The sequence below is a fragment of the Streptomyces daliensis genome (assembly GCF_054782395.1).
Genome location: NZ_BAAGSO010000094.1, coordinates 669,179 through 685,000, shown reverse-complemented (window position 1 = coordinate 685,000; position 15,822 = coordinate 669,179). Strand labels below are relative to the sequence as shown.

Sequence of the window (15,822 nt, the reverse complement as noted above, 5' to 3'; positions counted from 1 at the left end):
TCCGCGCAATGACTGCCGAACGGATACCGCACATACCGCACACCTTCCAGGTCGACCTGCGCGGGCTCGTGGACCTCCTCTCCCACCACCTCTACTCCAGCCCCAAGGTGTATCTGCGCGAACTGCTCCAGAACGGCGTGGACGCCATCACCGCGCGCCGCGCCGAGGAGCCCGAAGCGCCCGCGACGGTCCGCCTGTACGCGGCGGACGGTGCTCTCCGCGTCGAGGACAGCGGGATCGGCCTCACCGAGAGCGATGTGCACAGTCTCCTGGCCACCATCGGGCGCAGCTCCAAACGGGGCGACGAGGCCGGTCTGGAGACGGCGCGCGCCGAGTTCCTGGGACAGTTCGGCATCGGCCTCCTCGCCTGCTTCGTCGTCGCGGAGCGGATACGCGTCGTCTCCCGCTCGGCACGCCGCCCCGAGGCCCCGCCCGTCGAGTGGCTGGCCCGTGACGACGGCTCGTACACCGTGCGCACCCTGCCCGACGAGGCCCGTGCCGAGCCCGGCACCACCGTGCACCTCACCGCGCGCCCCGGCGCCGAGGAGTGGCTGACGGAGGAGCGGGTCGCCGAGCTGGCCCGCCACTTCGGGGCGCTGCTGCCCTATGACGTGAGCGTCGCCGACAAGCCCGTCACCGACAGGCCCCCCGTCTGGGAGCGCCGCCACTCCGGGCCCTCCGCGCGGCGTGCGGCGCTCGCGGCGCACTGCCACGAGACGTTCGGCTTCGCGCCGCTGGACGTCATCGAGCTGGAGGTGCCGCTCGCCGGGGTGCGCGGTGTGGCGTACGTGCTGCCCTCGGCCGTCAGCCCGGCGCGGCGCGGCGCCCACCGCGTCCACCTCAAGGGCATGCTGCTGACGGAGCGCGCCGACGAACTCCTGCCCGACTGGGCCTTCTTCGTCCGCTGCGTCATCGACACGGACAGCCTCCGGCCCACAGCGTCGCGCGAGAACCTGTACGCCGACGGGACGCTGGAGGCCGTGCGCGAGGCGCTGGGCGGGCGCATCCGCGAGTGGCTCGCGGGCCTCGCGGCGGGCGACCAGGAGCGGCTGGGCCGCTTCCTCGCCGTGCACCACCTGGGCGTCAAGTCCCTGGCCAGGCACGACGAGGACATGCTCAGGCTGATGCTGCCCTGGCTGCCGTTCGAGACCACCGACGGGCAGCTCTCCCTGGAGGAGTTCGCCAAGCGGCACCCCGTCGTCCACTTCACCCGTGGCGTCGAGGAGTACCGCCAGGTCGCCGCCATCGCCTCGGCCCAGGGCATCGGCGTCGTCAACGGCGGCTACACGTACGACAGCGAGCTGGTCGAGCTGCTGCCCAGGGCGCGCCCCGGCACCGCCGTCGCCGAGCTGGACACGGACACGGTCACCGCACACCTCGACACCGTGGACCCGGGCGAGGAACTGGCCCTCGCGCCGTTCCTCGCCGTCGCCCGCGCCACCCTGGACCCGCTGGGCTGCGACCCCGTGCTGCGCGCCTTCCACCCCGTCACCGTCCCAGCTCTCCACCTGGAGGACAGGGGCAGCCGCCACGAGGCGGCGCGCGCCGAAGAGGAGGAGGCGGCCGACGGGCTGTGGGCGGGCATCCTCGGCTCGCTGCGCGGCAGCGCGCCCCGCGCCCGGCTCGTCCTCAACCACCTCAACCCGCTGGTGCGCCGGATGGCCTCCGTCGCGGACGAACGGCTGGCGGGCACCGCCGTGGAGGCGCTCTACGGGCAGGCGCTGCTCATGTCCCAGCGCCCCCTGCGCCCCACGGACTCCGCGCTGCTCAACCGCACCTTCCTCGGCCTCCTGGACTGGGCCGTCCACCCGGCGGAGCCGCCGGGGCACGAGGGCGGCCCGCGCGACGAGAGCGCCGGCCGGCGCGACCAGGGCACCGCGAGCAACGAGAGCAACGAGAGCGAGGAGGGCCGATGACGGCACCGTCCGCCGACCCGTCGATCGAGGAGATCCGCACCGCGCTGCGCGAGAACGACGCGGAGCCGGAGGGGCGCGTACGCAACGCCCGCGCCGAGAAGCTGCTCGCCGAAGCCGAGGCCACCGGCGACCGCCCCCTCCTCATCGACGCGCTCTTCAACCTCGTCTCCGCCTACAACTTCAGCTCCGAGTCGGACAAGTCGTTCGTGCCGTTCGCACGCCTGCTGCGCATGTGGGACGAGCGTCCGGGCGACTTCGGCGAGTGGGCCACCCACCATCTGCACTGGATCTTCAAGTGGGTCTCCAGCGGCATGGTCGACCAGCCGCACATCCCGCTGGAGTCCATCGAGCGCTGGCAGTCCGAGATGGAGCACCGCTACCGCGTCGCGGGCCACTCCGAACGCGCCGTGCGGCAGGGCGACTTCACCATCGCGCGGCACATCGGCGACACGGACCGCGCCGAGCGCGCGTACGCCGCGTGGCTGGCCGCAGAGCGCGATGAGATGAGCGACTGCCATGCCTGCGAGCTGCACCAGCAGGGAAGCTGGCGCCAGGAGCGCGGGGACGACGAGGAGGCCCTGCGGCTGTGGCGGCCCGTACTGGACCGCACCCACACCTGTCTGCACGAGCCGCACGGCGTCCTCGCCTCCTCCCTGCTGCCCCTCGTGCGCCTCGGCCGCCTGGAGGAGGCACGCTCCCACCACGTGCGCGGCTACCGCATGGTGCGGAACCTGGAGAGCATGCGGGACGCGGTGGCCGAACACCTCGCGTTCTGCGCCCGTACGGGAAACGAGCCGCGCGGACTGGAGATCCTGGCCGAGCAGCCCGGCCACTGGGACCCCTCGGGCGACCCCGACACCTACCTCGACTGGACCGTCTCGGCAGCGCTGCTGACGCGGCGCCTGGTGGACCTCGGCCACGCGCGGCAGCCCGTCCCGGGGCCTCCGGGGCGCGAGTGGACCGCCGAGTCCCTGCACGCGCACGCGTCGGACGAGGCCCTGTCGGTTGCGGCCCGCTTCGACAAGCGCAACGGCACGACGGTGGTCAGCGACGAGGCACGCGCCCGCATGGCGGGCCTGCCGCTGGTGGAGCGGCTGCCGCTGGGGGTGCGCGGCGCGGTGCTGGGCGCGGGGTCCGCGGTGTCCGGGCACGTCCCGTCGACGGGGGCCGACGTGGGGGCTTCGAGCGATGGCAGGGGCAACGGTACGGAGGCGTCCGGCCCCCGCACACCGGCCGACTCCGCGACCGGGCCCGCAGCCGCGACCGACCCCGCGACCGACGACCCCCGCGCCCTGCTCGCCGAGGCACGCCGCCTCAGCGGCGCGGGCCACCCCTCGGCCCTCGACGCCTGGCGGCGGCTGGAGCGACGCGTCGCGGACGACGGCGCTGCGGACGACGGCGCCCCGCTCAGCCCGCTCAGCCCCGTCGAGCGCGCCGAACTGCTCGACCACCGCGCCATGGAGCTGGCCCGTACCGACCCGTCCGAGGGCGCCGCGCGCTTCCAGGAGGCAGCCGACGCCTTCGCGGCCGAGGGCGAGGAGGGGCACGCGCTGGCGTGCCGGGCCCGCGCCGCGCTGGCCACCGCCTTCGCGGGCCGCCCGGACGAGGCGCTGGACCTCCTGGAGCCGCTGTGCGACCAGGCGCTCGCCGCCCACTCCGACGGCCGGGCCAGCACCCAGCACGCCACGGCCGTGCTCCTCTCCCGCGCGCGGATAAGGGGCGGGCTGCTCGGCGAGGCCGAGGATCCGCACCGGGCCGCGGCAGAGCTGGACACCGAACTGGCCGACCTGATCGCCCTGGCGGAGCCCGACCGCGCCGAGCCCGCCGTCCTGGCCCGTATCGCGGACGCCACCGAGTCGCGAGGCCGGCTCGCGGGCCAGACAGGCGACGCGCGAGGCGCCGCCGGACTCTTCGCCGAGGCCGCAGCGCTCTACCACTCCGCCGGGCGCCCCTGGCAGGCGACGGGCTCCGAACTGGCCCTCGCGCAGGCACTCCTGAGTCTGGCGGAGGCCGACGAGGCGGAGGGCGTGCTGCGCGGCGCCCTCGACGACGTGGAGCGCGCGGCCCTGCTGGCCCCCGAGGAGACGGCACGCGTCCACCTCGCGCTCGCCGACGTCCTGGCCTTCCAGGACCGCGCGGGTGAGGAGTCGCTGCACCTGCTCGAAGCCGCCCACTGGGCCGACGCGGCGGGCGACAGCGCCGGACTCGGCGGCCACGCACGGCTGCGCCTGGGCGGCACCTACCTCGCGCTCGACCGCTGGGAGGAGGCGGCGACGGTACTGGAGGCCGTACTGCCCGACCTGCTCGCCGAGCACACCGAGGGCGACGTGGTGCAGGCCCGCTGGTGGCTGGGCCAGGCGCACTCCCGGATGGGCGAGTCCCGCGAGGCGGCCGAGCAGTTCCTGCTCGCGGCCGACACCGCCAAGGAGTGGGAGGACCAGCGCGACCACGCGATGCTCGCGCACCTCGCCGCCGACGCGCTCAAGAACGCCGACCTGCGCGCGGAGGCCACCCGCGCCTACGAGCGCGCCGAGGAACTGTGGCGCCCGCTCGGCGAGACCTACGCCGTCGTACGGTCGCTGCGCTCCCGCGCCTGGATCGCCCTCGGCGACGACGGGGACGTGGAGACCACCGCGGTCACCAAGGCCATCGAGCTGATGGCCCAAGCGCTGGGCGAGGTCGAGCGGGGGTTGCAGAGCGAGCAGGACCAGCGGGCCAGGACGCGCCTCCAACTGGAACTGGGCCAGACCTACCGGCAGACGGCCGAGCTGCTGCTCCAGACCACCGAAGGGCCGCCCGACGAGGACGGGGACACGCCCGAGCAGTACGCGATGAACCTCGCCGCCTACCGCGAGGCCGTGGTCTACACGGACCACGCCATCGCCGTCTTCCGCTCCTGCGGCGAGACGGGGCTCGCGGACCGTACGGGGGCCGAACTCATGGCCGCCTGGCTGGAGACCGACCTCGGCCGCGTCGAGGCGGCGGCCTCCCGCGCCCGCGACGTGCTGGACGCGTACCCGGAGCAGTCCGCCGCCGACGGGGACGGGGACGGGGACCCCACGCCCGCAGCGCGCCGCCGCGAGGCGCGGGCGGTCCTCAGCCATGCGCGGGTGGAGGGCGAGGGGGCGTAGCGGGGGCCTGGCGGGGCGGGTCCGGGTACGCGCGCACGCCCCCGGTGCGACGAGGGGCCTAGGCACCGGGACGGAGCGAGGCTCGGGCAGCGGGCCGATGCCGCGGTGCGGAGGCCCGGCGTACGGTCCTGGTACGGGGCACCGCCCCGCCGCGCGGGCCGCCCGCCTGATGCGGCGCCCCGGACCACGCGCACGCGCACCCCCTCCGTACTCCCGACTCCCGCAGACGAGGAGACCCCATGCCCCTGAACGGCAGCGCCCCGGTCCGTATCGCCCGCCCCTCCCGCGACCTCGCGGCGGCCGAGCGGTTCTGGACCCGGGGGCTCGGACTGGAGGTGCTGTTCCGCAAGGAGGCGGCGGCCGCCGAGGACGGGCCGGGCGCCGAGTACGGGCTGCTGATGCTGGGCTGGCGCGACGCGGGCTGGCATCTGGAACTGGCCGACTGCCCGGACGACCCCGTGCGGCCCAGCCCCACGGACGAGGACCTGCTCGTCGTCTACCTCGACGGGCCCGTGTCACCGGAACTCCTCCGCGCACTGGAGGAGAACGGCGGCAAGCGCGTGGCGGCGCGCAACGCCTACTGGGACACCTGGGGCGTCACCGTCGAGGACCCCGACGGCTACCGGCTGGTGCTCTGCACCCGCCAGTGGTCCAACGCCGGGGAGTGAGAGGTCCGGCGGGCCGGTGGCCTCACGCCACCGTCACCGCCACATGGGCCAGCGTCTGGGTGAACCACAGGGCGCCCTCGACACGCAGGGGCCGCAGCCCCGTGGCCTCGCCGTCGCCCGCCAGCTCCGCCTCCAGCGCGCGCGTGATCCGCTCCGCTGCGGCGGACGGCGTACGGGCCTGCTCCAGCCAGGGGAGCAGTGGCCGTGGCATGTCGAAGACCTCGCGCCGCTCGGGCGTGCCGCCGGCGGCGGCGAGCAGTTCCTCGATCCTGTCGGCCGTCAGCAGCGTGCCGTGCGAGGGGTCGCGCAGCCGCTCCCACAGGTCGGGCTCGCCCGGCGCCGTCGGATCGAGCACCATGTCAGCGACCACGACCCGGCTGCCCCGTCGGCACACCCGCACCAGCTCGGCCGCAACCCGGCCCGGCTCGGGGACGTGGTGCAGCGCGTAGCGGGAGACGACGAGGGTGAACGAGCCGTCCAGGAAGGGCAGCCGTTCCGCTTCCCCGCGCTGGAAGACGAGGTTGCGCAGCCCGAGGCCGTCCGCCTCCGCCTTGCCGGAGGCCAGCATCTCGGGCGTGAGGTCGAGCGCCGTGACATGCCGGGTACGGGCCGCCAGCGCCCTGGCGACGATGCCCGTGCCGCACGCCGAGTCCAGGCAGACGTCCTCCGGACCGGCGCCGGTGAAGTCCGCCAGCCGTTCCAGATGCCGGGTGAAGGCCCCGTTGAGTGCACTGTTCTCGAAGGTCTCCGACTGCCGCGCGAACTCCCGCAGGGTCAGCGCGTGCTGCCGCGTGCGCTCCTCGGGTACGGGGTGCTCCCGCCGTTCACCGTCCGCTTCCGCTTCCGTTTCCGCCATCCCCGTGCCGCTCTCCCCGTGCGCTCGCCCGTGCCAGGTCCCGGTTACGGGCCCGGCTCGCGGGCCCGCGTGCTGAGGCTCCGTCAGGCGGCCCGTGGACGTCAACCGCCGCGCGCCGACGGCCTGCGGTGGGCTGTTAGTCGTTATCTGTTATCTGATACTTGTCAGCCGTCAGCCGTCAGCCGTCAGCCGGACTTCACCGTGTCCGCGATGACCCGGGCCACGACGGCGGGGTCGTCGTTCATCGGCACATGGCCGCAGCCCCGCAGCCGCACCAGGCGCGCGCCGGGTATCACCTTCTTGGCCCGTACGCCCTGACGGCGCAGCAGCAGCCGGTCCTTGTCGCCCCAGGCGATGGTCACCGGCACGTCCGGTATGTCGTGCGTGAACCTCGCCTCCGGCAGCTTCCCGGCCTCCAGCGTCGCCGTGAAGGCCGTGGCCTCCCGCAGCGCCCGCGTCTCCGCGACGACGGCCTCGGGTGAACGCCGCCCGGGCCGGGCGTATATCGAGCTGGTGAGCGCGAAGCGCCCTGCGGCCGTGCGCGCGAGCTGCCGCACCAGCGCGTCCGGCATGGCGCGGGCGCCCGCGCGCATCCCGAGCAGCACCCCGAACGCCCAACGGCGTTCCCACTCCGCCCAGAACCCGGCGGGGGAGAGCGCCGTCACCGAGCGCGCCTGGCCGTGCAGCGCGAGTTCCAGTGCGAGCAGCCCGCCCAGCGAGTTCCCCACCACGTGCGGGCGTTCCAGGCCGAGCGCCCGGAAGGTCTCGGCGAGCAGCGGAACGACGCCCGCCGTGTCGTACGGCTGCCCCTCGGCCAGCGCGGGCGAGGTGCCGAACCCCGGCAGGTCGAGCGCCACGACCTCGTGCGAGGCCGCCAGGACACTCAGCACCGGCTCCCACGCCTGCCAGTGGTGGCCGATGCCGTGGAGCAGGACGACGGGCTCGCCGCTGCCCCGGCGCTCGTACGCGACGTCGAAGGCCGGACGCCCCACGGGCGACACGCGCACGACGGACTCGGAGACGCGGACGGGAGGGTGCGGAGAGGCGATGGCGGGCATGGTCCACTCCTCGTGGAGGTCGGGCGCCGTGGCGCGGCCGGACGGACGGCCGGACGGGCTGATCGGTCGGCTGGCTGGCAGATGTTCGTAGACACGATGTCAGCAAGTCGTCCGGCGCGGAACCCTGTTCGCGCACACGTCCGGGGGTCGTCTGTGCCCTTTCCGCGGGGGTGTCATGATGACCTGGTGACAGCAGACGACGCCGCCGCGGTCGATCTCTTCGAGGAGCACAGGGCCGTGCTCGAAGGCGTGGCCTACCGCATGCTGGGGCGCGTGGCCGACGCCGAGGACGTGGTCCAGGAGGCGTGGCTGCGCTGGTCGGCCGCAGACCGCTCGGCCGTGCGGGAACCGCGCGCCTACCTCGTCCGCGTCACGACGCGGCTCGCCATCGACAGGCTGCGCCAGGTCCAGGCGCGCCGCGAGACGTATGTGGGGTCCTGGCTGCCCGAGCCGCTGCCCACCGACACCAGTTCCTTCGCCACGCGCACCGCACCCGAGGGCGCCTCGCGCGCGGTGCTCACCGAGTCCGTCTCGCTCGCCATGCTGGTGGTGCTGGAGTCGCTGACGCCGCTGGAGCGCGCGGTGTTCGTGCTGCGCGAGGCGTTCGGCTTCCCGTTCGCCGAGATCGCCGCCGCGCTGGACCGGGGCGAGCCCGCCGTGCGCCAGCTCGCGACGCGGGCCCGTCAGCACGTGGAGGAGCGCAGGCCGCGCTTCGAGGTGGACCCCGCGCAGCAGCGCGACGTCACCGAGCGCTTCCTCGCGGCGGCCACCGGGGGAGACCTCGACGGGCTGCTGGCCCTCCTCGCCCCCGACGTGCGCCTCGTGAGCGACGCGGGCGGCAAGGCGAAGGCCCCGGTGCGGATCATCACCTCGGCGGACAAGGTCGGCCGCTTCCTGGCCGCGATCGGCCCGCAGGGCGAGGAGTACGTCTCCGTCTTCATCGAGGTCAACGGCGGCCCGGCGCTGCTCCTCCACCAGGACGGACGGCCCTACGCGGTCTTCGTGCTCGACGTGGTGGACGGGGTGGTCCACAGCGTCTACCTGCTCGCGAACCCCGACAAGATCGCGCACTTGCCGGTGACCGGGTGAGTGGATGAGGTACGGGAGACCCCGGCGAGATTGATCCTGCCGGGGCCCGTCTGCCCGGCGCCCCCGCCCCCCGGGCCCCGTCAGAGCCCGCCCGCGACCCGCAGCACCGCGCCCGAGGTGAACGACGCCTCGTCGGAGATCAGCCAGGCGACCGCGTTCGCGATCTCCTCGGGGGTGCCGGGCCGCCTGGCCGGGGTGATCCCGGCCTTCTTCCAGGGCCGGTCAGGGTCCCCCATGGCGGCGTGCATGTCCGTGAGGACGGAGCCGGGCTGCACGGAGTTGACCCGTACGCCCTCGGGCCCGAACTCCTTGGCCAGGCCCACCGTCATCGCGTCGACGGCGGCCTTCGTGGCGGCGTAGTGCACATACTCGCCGGGGGAGCCCAGAGTGGCGGCCGACGAGGAGATGTTGACGATGCTGCCGCCCGCGCCGCCGCGCGCGGTGGACATCTCGCGCAGCGCCCGCCGCGCGCACAGCAGCGTGCCGGTCACATTGACGTCGACGACGCGGCGCATCACCTCGGGCGAGGTCTCGGTGAAGCGGCCGAGCGGACCGGAGATCCCGGCGTTGTTGACGAGCCCGGTGAGCGGGCCGAACGCCTCGGTGACCTGGTCGAAGAGGGCGTCGACCTGCTCCTCGACGCTGGTGTCCAGCCGTACGGTCAGCGCCTCGCCCCCCTCGGCGCGCACGGCGTCGGCTGTGCGCTCGGCGCTCTCCCGCGCGCGCTCGTAGCCGATGCCGACGCGGTGCCCGGCGCGTGCCAGCCGCACCGCTACGGCAGCGCCGATGCCGCGGCCCCCGCCGGTGACGACGGTGACCTGTCGTGGTGTCGCCATCGCTGCTTCCTTCCGCCGTTAGGTGATCGATGATCGATCATGACACGGTGGAGCCCCGTGGGACAGCCTTCTGCGGCTCCGACGGATCCCTGATTGGTCTTGACCAAGGGTGAGGCCCGCCCTATGGTCGGGCATACGCAACAACCTTTAAAAAACAAGCACGCATAAACCCGGTGGGTACGCGGCGATTGCGGAGGCAAGGGTGGGGACCACGCAGCTGGAAACGGTGCCGGAGCCGAAGTACTGGCACTTGAAGACCGTGCTGTCCGACGCGCTCGACTCGGAGTTCGCGGTCGGCGAGATCCTGCCGAACGAGCGCGATCTGGCGGCTCGTTTCGGCGTCGCCCGTGCCACGCTCCGGCAGGCGCTCGAACAGCTTGAGCTGGAGGGCCGCCTCCAGCGCCGCCGTGGTGTGGGCACCACGGTGGCACCGCCCCGCGTCGGGGTGGACGTCGGCCGCGCCGAGCACGCCTGGCCGGGCGCGCCGGGTGACGCCTGGCGGACGGACGACGCGGAGCACACCGCGCCGCCCGTGCCCGTCGCGCGGCTGCTCGACCTCCCCGAGGGCTCCCCGGTCCACGTGCTGCGGCGCACCCGTATGACCAATGGGCAGCCGGTCGCGGCGGAATTGCTGTATGTGCCGGACGCGTCCGTTCCGGGCGCCTCCAGCGCTGCCGGTGCTTCCGGTTCCTCCGACGGGGAGGCGGCCGCGGGAGCCTCCGACGCGGGTGCGGTCCTGCGTGAGCTGCACCGGCTCGAACTGGAGGGCCAGGAGCGGACGGTGGAGCTGGGCTCCGCGCGCGCGGACGACGCGCGCCAGCTCGACCGGCTCCCGGGCGCACCCGTGCTGGTCGTCACCACCCGCTATGTCGCGCGGGGACGCACCGCGGCGGTCGCGGTCTCCACCTACCGCGCCGACACCTGCCGCCTCACCTTCGCGGACAGCGGAGCGGAGCCCGTGCTGGCGAGCTAGACGAGCCGTACCGGGGAGCGGCACCGGGGTGGGAGCGGCGGCCCGTAGCGCTGTTGACGCGATTCAGCGGCCACCTCCCGCCTCCCCCCCCCGCTGTGGCCGTCCAGCGCCGCCAACGGCCGTCGCACCCGCGGGCCTCGGCGGGTCACCGGGCCTCGCATAGGCTCATGCCCATGGATGCGTTCCTGCCGTTCCTGCCCTTCCTGTTCCTGGCCGGTGGCCTTGCCGCGGTCCTGGGTTTCTTCACCTGGCTGGCCGCGCGGGTACGCCGCCGTGGTCTCGCGGGCGGGGCCATGAGCGCGGCCCTGGCCTCCTACGAGGAGGCGTTCCGCACCACCGCTCACGCATCCCACGTGGAGATCCGCGCCCAGGCGGAACGCAAGGCGCCGCTGCTGTCGCCCGACGGGCACTGGGGGCGAAGCCCCGGGGAAACCGGAGCAGGAGCCGTTCGGGCGGAAGCGGAAGCGGACGGCCGTCGGCTGGGCCGGTACCGCACTCGCCGGTCGCGGCGGGCCCTGAGCCGCTGGGCGGCCCGCCTGGGCAGGCCCGGTCGCTGAACTCCCACGGGGCGAGGGCCAACTGTCCGCCGCGCGGCGGACGTTCCGTTCAGGCTGTCCGCCGGTGGAAGGCGAGCACGGCACTGAGCGCGGCGGCCCCGTCGAGAAGGGCCTCGGACCGGGCGGTGATGCCGGCGTCCCTGGCGGCCAGCGCCGCAAGGACATTCTCCGGTCGGCGGCTGCGCCGCAACTCCGGCATGAGGGCCCGCAGGGGCGTGATGCGGTATCCGGCCCTGCGCAGTTGGTGGACGATCCGCGCGTCCCGCACCTGAGCCGGTGTGTACCGTCGCGTTCCGCGCACGGGGTCGCGGTCCGGGACGACGAGAGCCTCCGCATGCCAGTGCCGCAACGTCGAAGGGCGCACCCCGAGGGCGGCGGCGAGTTCGGAGATGCTCATCGAGTCCGACGTGCGCACATCGTCGACCGGCTCGCCGGAGATCGCGTGGGCGGCCTCCCTGGCCTGTCTCAACTCCGTGCGCTCTGTGGCGAGCCGGGCGTGTGCCGCGTCGAGCAGGGCGAGCGCCCGCGAGGCGGGGGACTGGTGGAAGGCCCGAACGATCTTCTTGGCCTCGACCGGCCCCACGCCCGCGGCGAGCGCCCTGTAGGCCAGCGCGGACTGGAGATGCACCTCCCCGTAGCTGCGGTAGCCCGTGGCCGTGCGCGTCGCGGGCGGAAGCACTCCGTCGCGCTCAAGATTGCGAACCTGCTGTACGGAGTACCCGGCGCGGCGTGCGACATCAGCGGTGCGCATACCCCCTGAATTGAGACCTGGCATCCCGTCACCTCCCATCTCGGCCTCGAAGTCTCCACAAGCACTTCAATGCAACGCTAGAGCACATGACCATCGACGAGATCATCGGCTTCGTGGGCGGCCTCGACGGCGTCCTGACCATCAGGCCCGCACCCGGCGACGGCACGCCGGAGCTGAGCTGGGGCGACACGTTCTTCTACTACGCGCCCGACGGCACCGCTCCGGCGACGGCCCAGCCGTTCGCCACTGTCGTGACCAAGAACTACCCCGGCGACGAGGCATCGCGCCTGGACCGCCCCGACACCTTCCGCGTGAACATCGCCGCCGGAAAGGAAGCGTTCATCCGGTGGACCGGTCACGCACCACGCGAACCGGCCTCCGCCGAGACCGACCCCGGCGCCACCGACACCGTGATCGCGCACCCCGTCTACGGCACCGTCGGCTGGCTGGCCGTGGTGAACCCGGGGGAGCGCACCGAAGCGCCGACACGTGAACTGCTGCGCGCGGCCCACCGCTTGGCGCGCTCACGCCATGAGCGACGCGCCGACTCAACAAGGTGACGAAGGATCCGCACACTCGTGGCGAAGGCGGGCGAGGCGGCGGTGGCGACGGGTGCGCTGCGGCTCTGGCTGACCTGCTGCTCCCCGAGGCCCAGCTCGTTCTCGACGTGGTCCAGCGCGAGCCGCAGCGCACCCGTCGCCACCGCCGCCTCGCCCAGGACGGAGAGCGCCACGCGCGGCGGGCGCAGGCAGTAGCGCTCCAGCTCCTGGCGCAGTGGTTCCAGCACGTCGTCCAGGCCCGACGCCCAGCCGCCGACCACGACGAGTTCGGGGTCCAGGGCCAGCACCAGCGCGGCCACGTCGTGGACCAGCCGCTGCATGAAGCGGTCCATGGCCGCCCGCGCCCGTGCGTCCCCCTGCCGCGCGAGGCTGAAGACCCGGGCGACCGCCGCCTCGTCCAGCGGGTGCAGCGGCTCGTCCGTGGTCGACAGCAGATGCTCGGGAGTGGCCTCGCGCCCCAGCAGGTGCAGGGCGCCGATCTCACCGGCCGCGCCCCCGAACCCCCGGTGCAGCCGCCCGCCGATCAGTGAACCGGCGCCCGGACTCAGCCCGACCAGCACCATCACCACGTCCTGGGAGCCGGTCGCCGCGCCCTTCCAGCGTTCGGCGAGCACCCCCGCGTTGGCGTCGTTCTCCACCAGCACCGGGCAGCGGAACGAGCGCCGCAGCCGCTCGCCGAGCGGCAGCCCCGTCCACCCCGGGAGCGCGGTGCCGAGCCGTACGGTCCCGTCCGCCTCCACGATGCCCGGCGTGCCGACGCCCACGGCCCGCAGATTGCTCCGCTGCACCTCGGTCCTGCGCAGCAGCTCGGCGACGGTGCCCCTGGCCCGCTCCAGGCGCTCGTCGGCGGTGGCCTTCTCGTCGACCTCGTGCGAGACCGTGCCGGTGAACCGGCCCGTCAGGTCCGCGAGGACGGCGGCGATGCGGTGCGGTCCGATCTCGATGCCGAGCAGATGACCGGCCTCGGCGCGGAAGCGGAACCGGCGCGCCGGACGCCCCCTGCGCGCCCCGCCGCCCTCGCCGCCCGGCTCCTCCCCGGCCTCCTCGACGAGCCCAGCGCCGATGAGCTGCTCGACCACGCCCTCGACGGTCGGCCTGGACAGTTCGGTGGCGCGGACGAGGTCCGTCAGTGTCGGTGCCGCGCCCCTGGCCTCCGCTCGCAGCGCGCGCAGGACGACGGTGGAGTTGATCCGTCGCAGCAGGGACGGATCCCTGCCGGTGAGCCTCTCCAACGTCCGCCTCCCTGCTGGTGCGTGTGTGGCGGATCGTAGCTGGTGTGTTCGGTCACGGCGAGTGCCCGGCGCCTGGTCCGGCGCGGGGAGGTCCGGGCCGTGCGCGGCGCGTCGACGGGCCCGACATACCTGCTACGCGATGCCTCACCCCGCACGAGGCGCGGACCCGCCCCATCCAGTCCCGTCCGGGCAGGGCTACCCCTCCGCGTCGGCCGCCTCCCGCAGCCGCCCGTACTCCTCGGCCATCGTCTCCAGCGTCCAGTGGGCGTTCAGCCCGCTGGGGTTGGGCAGGGCCCACACGCGGGTGTCGCCGATCACGCGCTCCTGCGGGCCGATCCGTGCGTGCCGGTCGCCGAAGGCGGTGCGGTAGGCGGTGACGCCGACGACCGCGAGCCAGCGTGGCCGCAGCCTCTCCACCTTCGCGGTGAGGATGCGCCCGCCCTCGCGGTACTCCTCGTCGCTCAGCTCGTCCGCCCTGGTGCTTGCCCGCGCCACGACGTTGGTGATGCCCAGCCCGTACGACAGCAGCTCCCGCTCCTCGTCGGGGCGCAGCCGCCTCGGGGTGAAGCCCGAGGCGTGCAGCACCGGCCAGAAGCGGTTGCCCGGGCGGGCGAAGTGGTGCCCTGTGGCGGCCGACATCAGCCCGGGGTTGATGCCGCAGAACAGGACGCGCAGACCCTCCGCGGCCACGTCGGGTACGAGGCGGTCGCGGGCCGCTTCCAGCTCATCCCGGCTGGGACGGGCGCCCGGCGGGGTCAGAGGATCGACCCCGGTACGTAGGCGGCGGCCTCCGGGTGCCGCTTCGCGATCTCCTCGATACGGGCGAGCACAGCGCCGACCTGCGCGGACGCGGCTCCGGTGAAGGAGAGCCGGTCGGCCATCAGCGCCTCAAGTTCGGCCTGGCCCAGCGGCATCCGGTCGTCGGCCGCGAGCCGCTCCAGCAGCTCGTTGCGCTCGGCGCCCCCGCGCATCGCGAGCGCCGAGGCGACCGCGTGCTCCTTGATGACCTCGTGCGCCGTCTCCCTGCCGACCCCGGCGCGCACCGCGGCCATCAGCACCTTCGTCGTGGCCAGGAACGGGAGGTAGCGGTCCAGCTCGCGCGCCACCACGGCGGGGAAGGCGCCGAACTCGTCCAGCACCGTCAGGAAGGTCTCCACCAGGCCGTCGAACGCGAAGAACGCGTCCGGGAGCGCGACGCGGCGCACGACCGAGCAGGACACGTCGCCCTCGTTCCACTGGTCGCCCGCCAGCTCGCCCGTCATCGAGGCGTAGCCGCGCAGGATGACCATCAGGCCGTTGACGCGCTCGCAGGAGCGGGTGTTCATCTTGTGCGGCATCGCGGACGAGCCGACCTGGCCCTCCTTGAAGCCCTCGGTCACCAGCTCCTGGCCCGCCATCAGCCGGATCGTCTTCGCCAGCGACGAGGGCGCTCCGGCGAGCTGCACGAGGCCGCTGACCACGTCGTAGTCCAGGGAGCGCGGGTAGACCTGGCCGACGGAGGTGAAGACGTGCGCGAACCCGAGGTGGTGCGCGATGCGCTCCTCCAGCGCCGCCAGCTTCTCCTCGTCGCCGCCGAGCAGGTCCAGCATGTCCTGGGCCGTGCCGACCGGGCCCTTCACGCCGCGCAGCGGGTAGCGCGAGAGCAGGTCCTCAAGGCGGCCGTAGGCGACGAGCAACTCGTCGGCGCCGGTCGCGAAGCGCTTGCCGAGGGTGGTGGCCTGCGCCGCGACGTTGTGCGAGCGGCCCGCCATCACCAGCTCGGCGTGCTCGCCCGCCAGCTTCCCGAGCCGGGCGAGGAGGGCCACCGTGCGGTCGCGCACCAGCTCCAGGGAGAGCCGGATCTGGAGCTGCTCGACGTTCTCTGTCAGGTCACGGGAGGTCATGCCCTTGTGGACGTGCTCGTGCCCCGCGAGCGCGTTGAACTCCTCGATGCGGGCCTTCACGTCGTGCCGCGTGACCTTCTCGCGCTCCGCGATGGAGGCCAGATCGACCTGCTCCAGCACCCGCTCGTAGTCGGCGACGGCCTCGTCCGGCACCTCGATGCCCAGGTCCCGCTGCGCCTTCAGCACGGCGAGCCACAGCCTCCGCTCCAGCACCACCTTGTGCTCCGGGGACCACAGACGGGCCAGGTCGAGGGAGGCGTAGCGGCCTGCGAGGACGTTCGGGATGCGCGGCTTGTCAGTCACGCCTGGAGA

13 protein-coding genes and 1 pseudogene are annotated in these 15,822 nt (G+C 74.0%); 7 read left to right on the top strand and 7 right to left on the bottom strand.

Annotated elements, in window-relative coordinates; all coding sequences use genetic code 11:
- The first annotated feature begins 8 nt into the window (after positions 1-8).
- The 3 genes from ACYVOO_RS25530 (at position 9) to ACYVOO_RS25520 (ending at position 5,715) form a co-directional block, all read left to right on the top strand.
- Positions 9-1,916, top strand: coding sequence for an HSP90 family protein (locus tag ACYVOO_RS25530; RefSeq protein WP_461018020.1), 1,908 nt, complete (start codon positions 9-11; stop codon positions 1,914-1,916).
- Positions 1,913-5,047 carry a tetratricopeptide repeat protein gene (locus ACYVOO_RS25525; RefSeq protein ID WP_461018019.1) on the top strand — a complete coding sequence of 1,045 codons (3,135 nt, stop codon included), beginning with the start codon at positions 1,913-1,915 and terminating at the stop codon, positions 5,045-5,047. Before ACYVOO_RS25530 ends, ACYVOO_RS25525 begins: the two co-directional genes overlap by 4 nt.
- A gap of 239 nt (positions 5,048-5,286) precedes the next feature.
- The gene (locus tag ACYVOO_RS25520) at positions 5,287-5,715 is read left to right on the top strand and encodes a VOC family protein (RefSeq protein WP_461018018.1); all 429 of its coding nucleotides are present in this window, start codon (positions 5,287-5,289) and stop codon (positions 5,713-5,715) included.
- 22 nt (positions 5,716-5,737) lie between these two features.
- Here ACYVOO_RS25520 and ACYVOO_RS25515 read toward each other — a convergent pair whose 3' ends face one another.
- Together ACYVOO_RS25515 and ACYVOO_RS25510 are read right to left on the bottom strand one after the other, a co-directional pair.
- Positions 5,738-6,571, bottom strand: coding sequence for a class I SAM-dependent methyltransferase (locus ACYVOO_RS25515; protein WP_461018017.1), 834 nt, complete (start codon positions 6,569-6,571; stop codon positions 5,738-5,740).
- A 185-nt stretch (positions 6,572-6,756) separates the two neighbouring features.
- On the bottom strand, positions 6,757-7,629 hold the full coding sequence (locus ACYVOO_RS25510; protein WP_461018016.1) for an alpha/beta fold hydrolase: 873 nt from the start codon (positions 7,627-7,629) through the stop codon (positions 6,757-6,759).
- Positions 7,630-7,815: 186 nt separating this feature from the next.
- Between ACYVOO_RS25510 and sigJ the strand changes: the two genes are divergently transcribed.
- On the top strand, positions 7,816-8,718 hold the full coding sequence (gene sigJ, locus ACYVOO_RS25505; protein WP_461018015.1) for an RNA polymerase sigma factor SigJ: 903 nt from the start codon (positions 7,816-7,818) through the stop codon (positions 8,716-8,718).
- An 80-nt stretch (positions 8,719-8,798) separates the two neighbouring features.
- On the opposite strand, the gene ACYVOO_RS25500 is transcribed toward sigJ, so the two are convergent.
- On the bottom strand, positions 8,799-9,554 hold the full coding sequence (locus tag ACYVOO_RS25500; RefSeq protein ID WP_453345955.1) for an SDR family oxidoreductase: 756 nt from the start codon (positions 9,552-9,554) through the stop codon (positions 8,799-8,801).
- 202 nt (positions 9,555-9,756) lie between these two features.
- Here ACYVOO_RS25500 and ACYVOO_RS25495 point away from each other — a divergent pair, with 202 nt between their 5' ends.
- Together ACYVOO_RS25495 and ACYVOO_RS25490 are read left to right on the top strand one after the other, a co-directional pair.
- Positions 9,757-10,527 carry a GntR family transcriptional regulator gene (locus tag ACYVOO_RS25495; RefSeq protein WP_461018014.1) on the top strand — a complete coding sequence of 257 codons (771 nt, stop codon included), beginning with the start codon at positions 9,757-9,759 and terminating at the stop codon, positions 10,525-10,527.
- A gap of 173 nt (positions 10,528-10,700) precedes the next feature.
- Complete coding sequence (locus tag ACYVOO_RS25490) at positions 10,701-11,084, top strand: hypothetical protein (RefSeq protein ID WP_461018013.1); 384 nt, start codon at positions 10,701-10,703, stop codon at positions 11,082-11,084.
- A gap of 49 nt (positions 11,085-11,133) precedes the next feature.
- On the opposite strand, the gene ACYVOO_RS25485 is transcribed toward ACYVOO_RS25490, so the two are convergent.
- Entirely contained in the window at positions 11,134-11,835 is a 702-nt protein-coding gene (locus ACYVOO_RS25485; protein ID WP_461018012.1) for a MerR family transcriptional regulator, read from the bottom strand.
- Between the two features lie 86 nt (positions 11,836-11,921).
- Between ACYVOO_RS25485 and ACYVOO_RS25480 the strand changes: the two genes are divergently transcribed.
- Positions 11,922-12,395, top strand: a complete 474-nt coding sequence (locus ACYVOO_RS25480; protein ID WP_461018011.1) for a DUF6194 family protein — start codon at positions 11,922-11,924, stop codon at positions 12,393-12,395.
- Positions 12,396-12,454: 59 nt separating this feature from the next.
- Here ACYVOO_RS25480 and ACYVOO_RS25475 read toward each other — a convergent pair.
- From ACYVOO_RS25475 to purB, 3 genes and pseudogenes are all read right to left on the bottom strand, one after another.
- Positions 12,455-13,627 (bottom strand): annotated as a pseudogene (locus tag ACYVOO_RS25475) (ROK family protein); the annotation flags it as partial.
- Between the two features lie 195 nt (positions 13,628-13,822).
- Entirely contained in the window at positions 13,823-14,386 is a 564-nt protein-coding gene (gene mug / locus ACYVOO_RS25470) for a G/U mismatch-specific DNA glycosylase (protein ID WP_461018121.1), read from the bottom strand.
- Positions 14,383-15,813, bottom strand: a complete 1,431-nt coding sequence (purB, locus tag ACYVOO_RS25465) for an adenylosuccinate lyase (protein ID WP_461018010.1) — start codon at positions 15,811-15,813, stop codon at positions 14,383-14,385. Before purB ends, mug begins: the two co-directional genes overlap by 4 nt.
- Between the last annotated feature and the right edge of the window lie 9 nt (positions 15,814-15,822).

Coding starts and splice junctions, on each gene's coding strand:
- ACYVOO_RS25510 (WP_461018016.1), bottom strand. CDS start 7,629: ATGCCCGCCATCGCCTCTCCGCACCCTCCCGTCCGCGTCTCCGAGTCC.
- ACYVOO_RS25485 (WP_461018012.1), bottom strand. CDS start 11,835: ATGCGCACCGCTGATGTCGCACGCCGCGCCGGGTACTCCGTACAGCAG.
- ACYVOO_RS25480 (WP_461018011.1), top strand. CDS start 11,922: ATGACCATCGACGAGATCATCGGCTTCGTGGGCGGCCTCGACGGCGTC.
- ACYVOO_RS25515 (WP_461018017.1), bottom strand. CDS start 6,571: ATGGCGGAAACGGAAGCGGAAGCGGACGGTGAACGGCGGGAGCACCCC.
- ACYVOO_RS25530 (WP_461018020.1), top strand. CDS start 9: ATGACTGCCGAACGGATACCGCACATACCGCACACCTTCCAGGTCGAC.
- ACYVOO_RS25520 (WP_461018018.1), top strand. CDS start 5,287: ATGCCCCTGAACGGCAGCGCCCCGGTCCGTATCGCCCGCCCCTCCCGC.
- ACYVOO_RS25525 (WP_461018019.1), top strand. CDS start 1,913: ATGACGGCACCGTCCGCCGACCCGTCGATCGAGGAGATCCGCACCGCG.
- ACYVOO_RS25490 (WP_461018013.1), top strand. CDS start 10,701: ATGGATGCGTTCCTGCCGTTCCTGCCCTTCCTGTTCCTGGCCGGTGGC.
- ACYVOO_RS25500 (WP_453345955.1), bottom strand. CDS start 9,554: ATGGCGACACCACGACAGGTCACCGTCGTCACCGGCGGGGGCCGCGGC.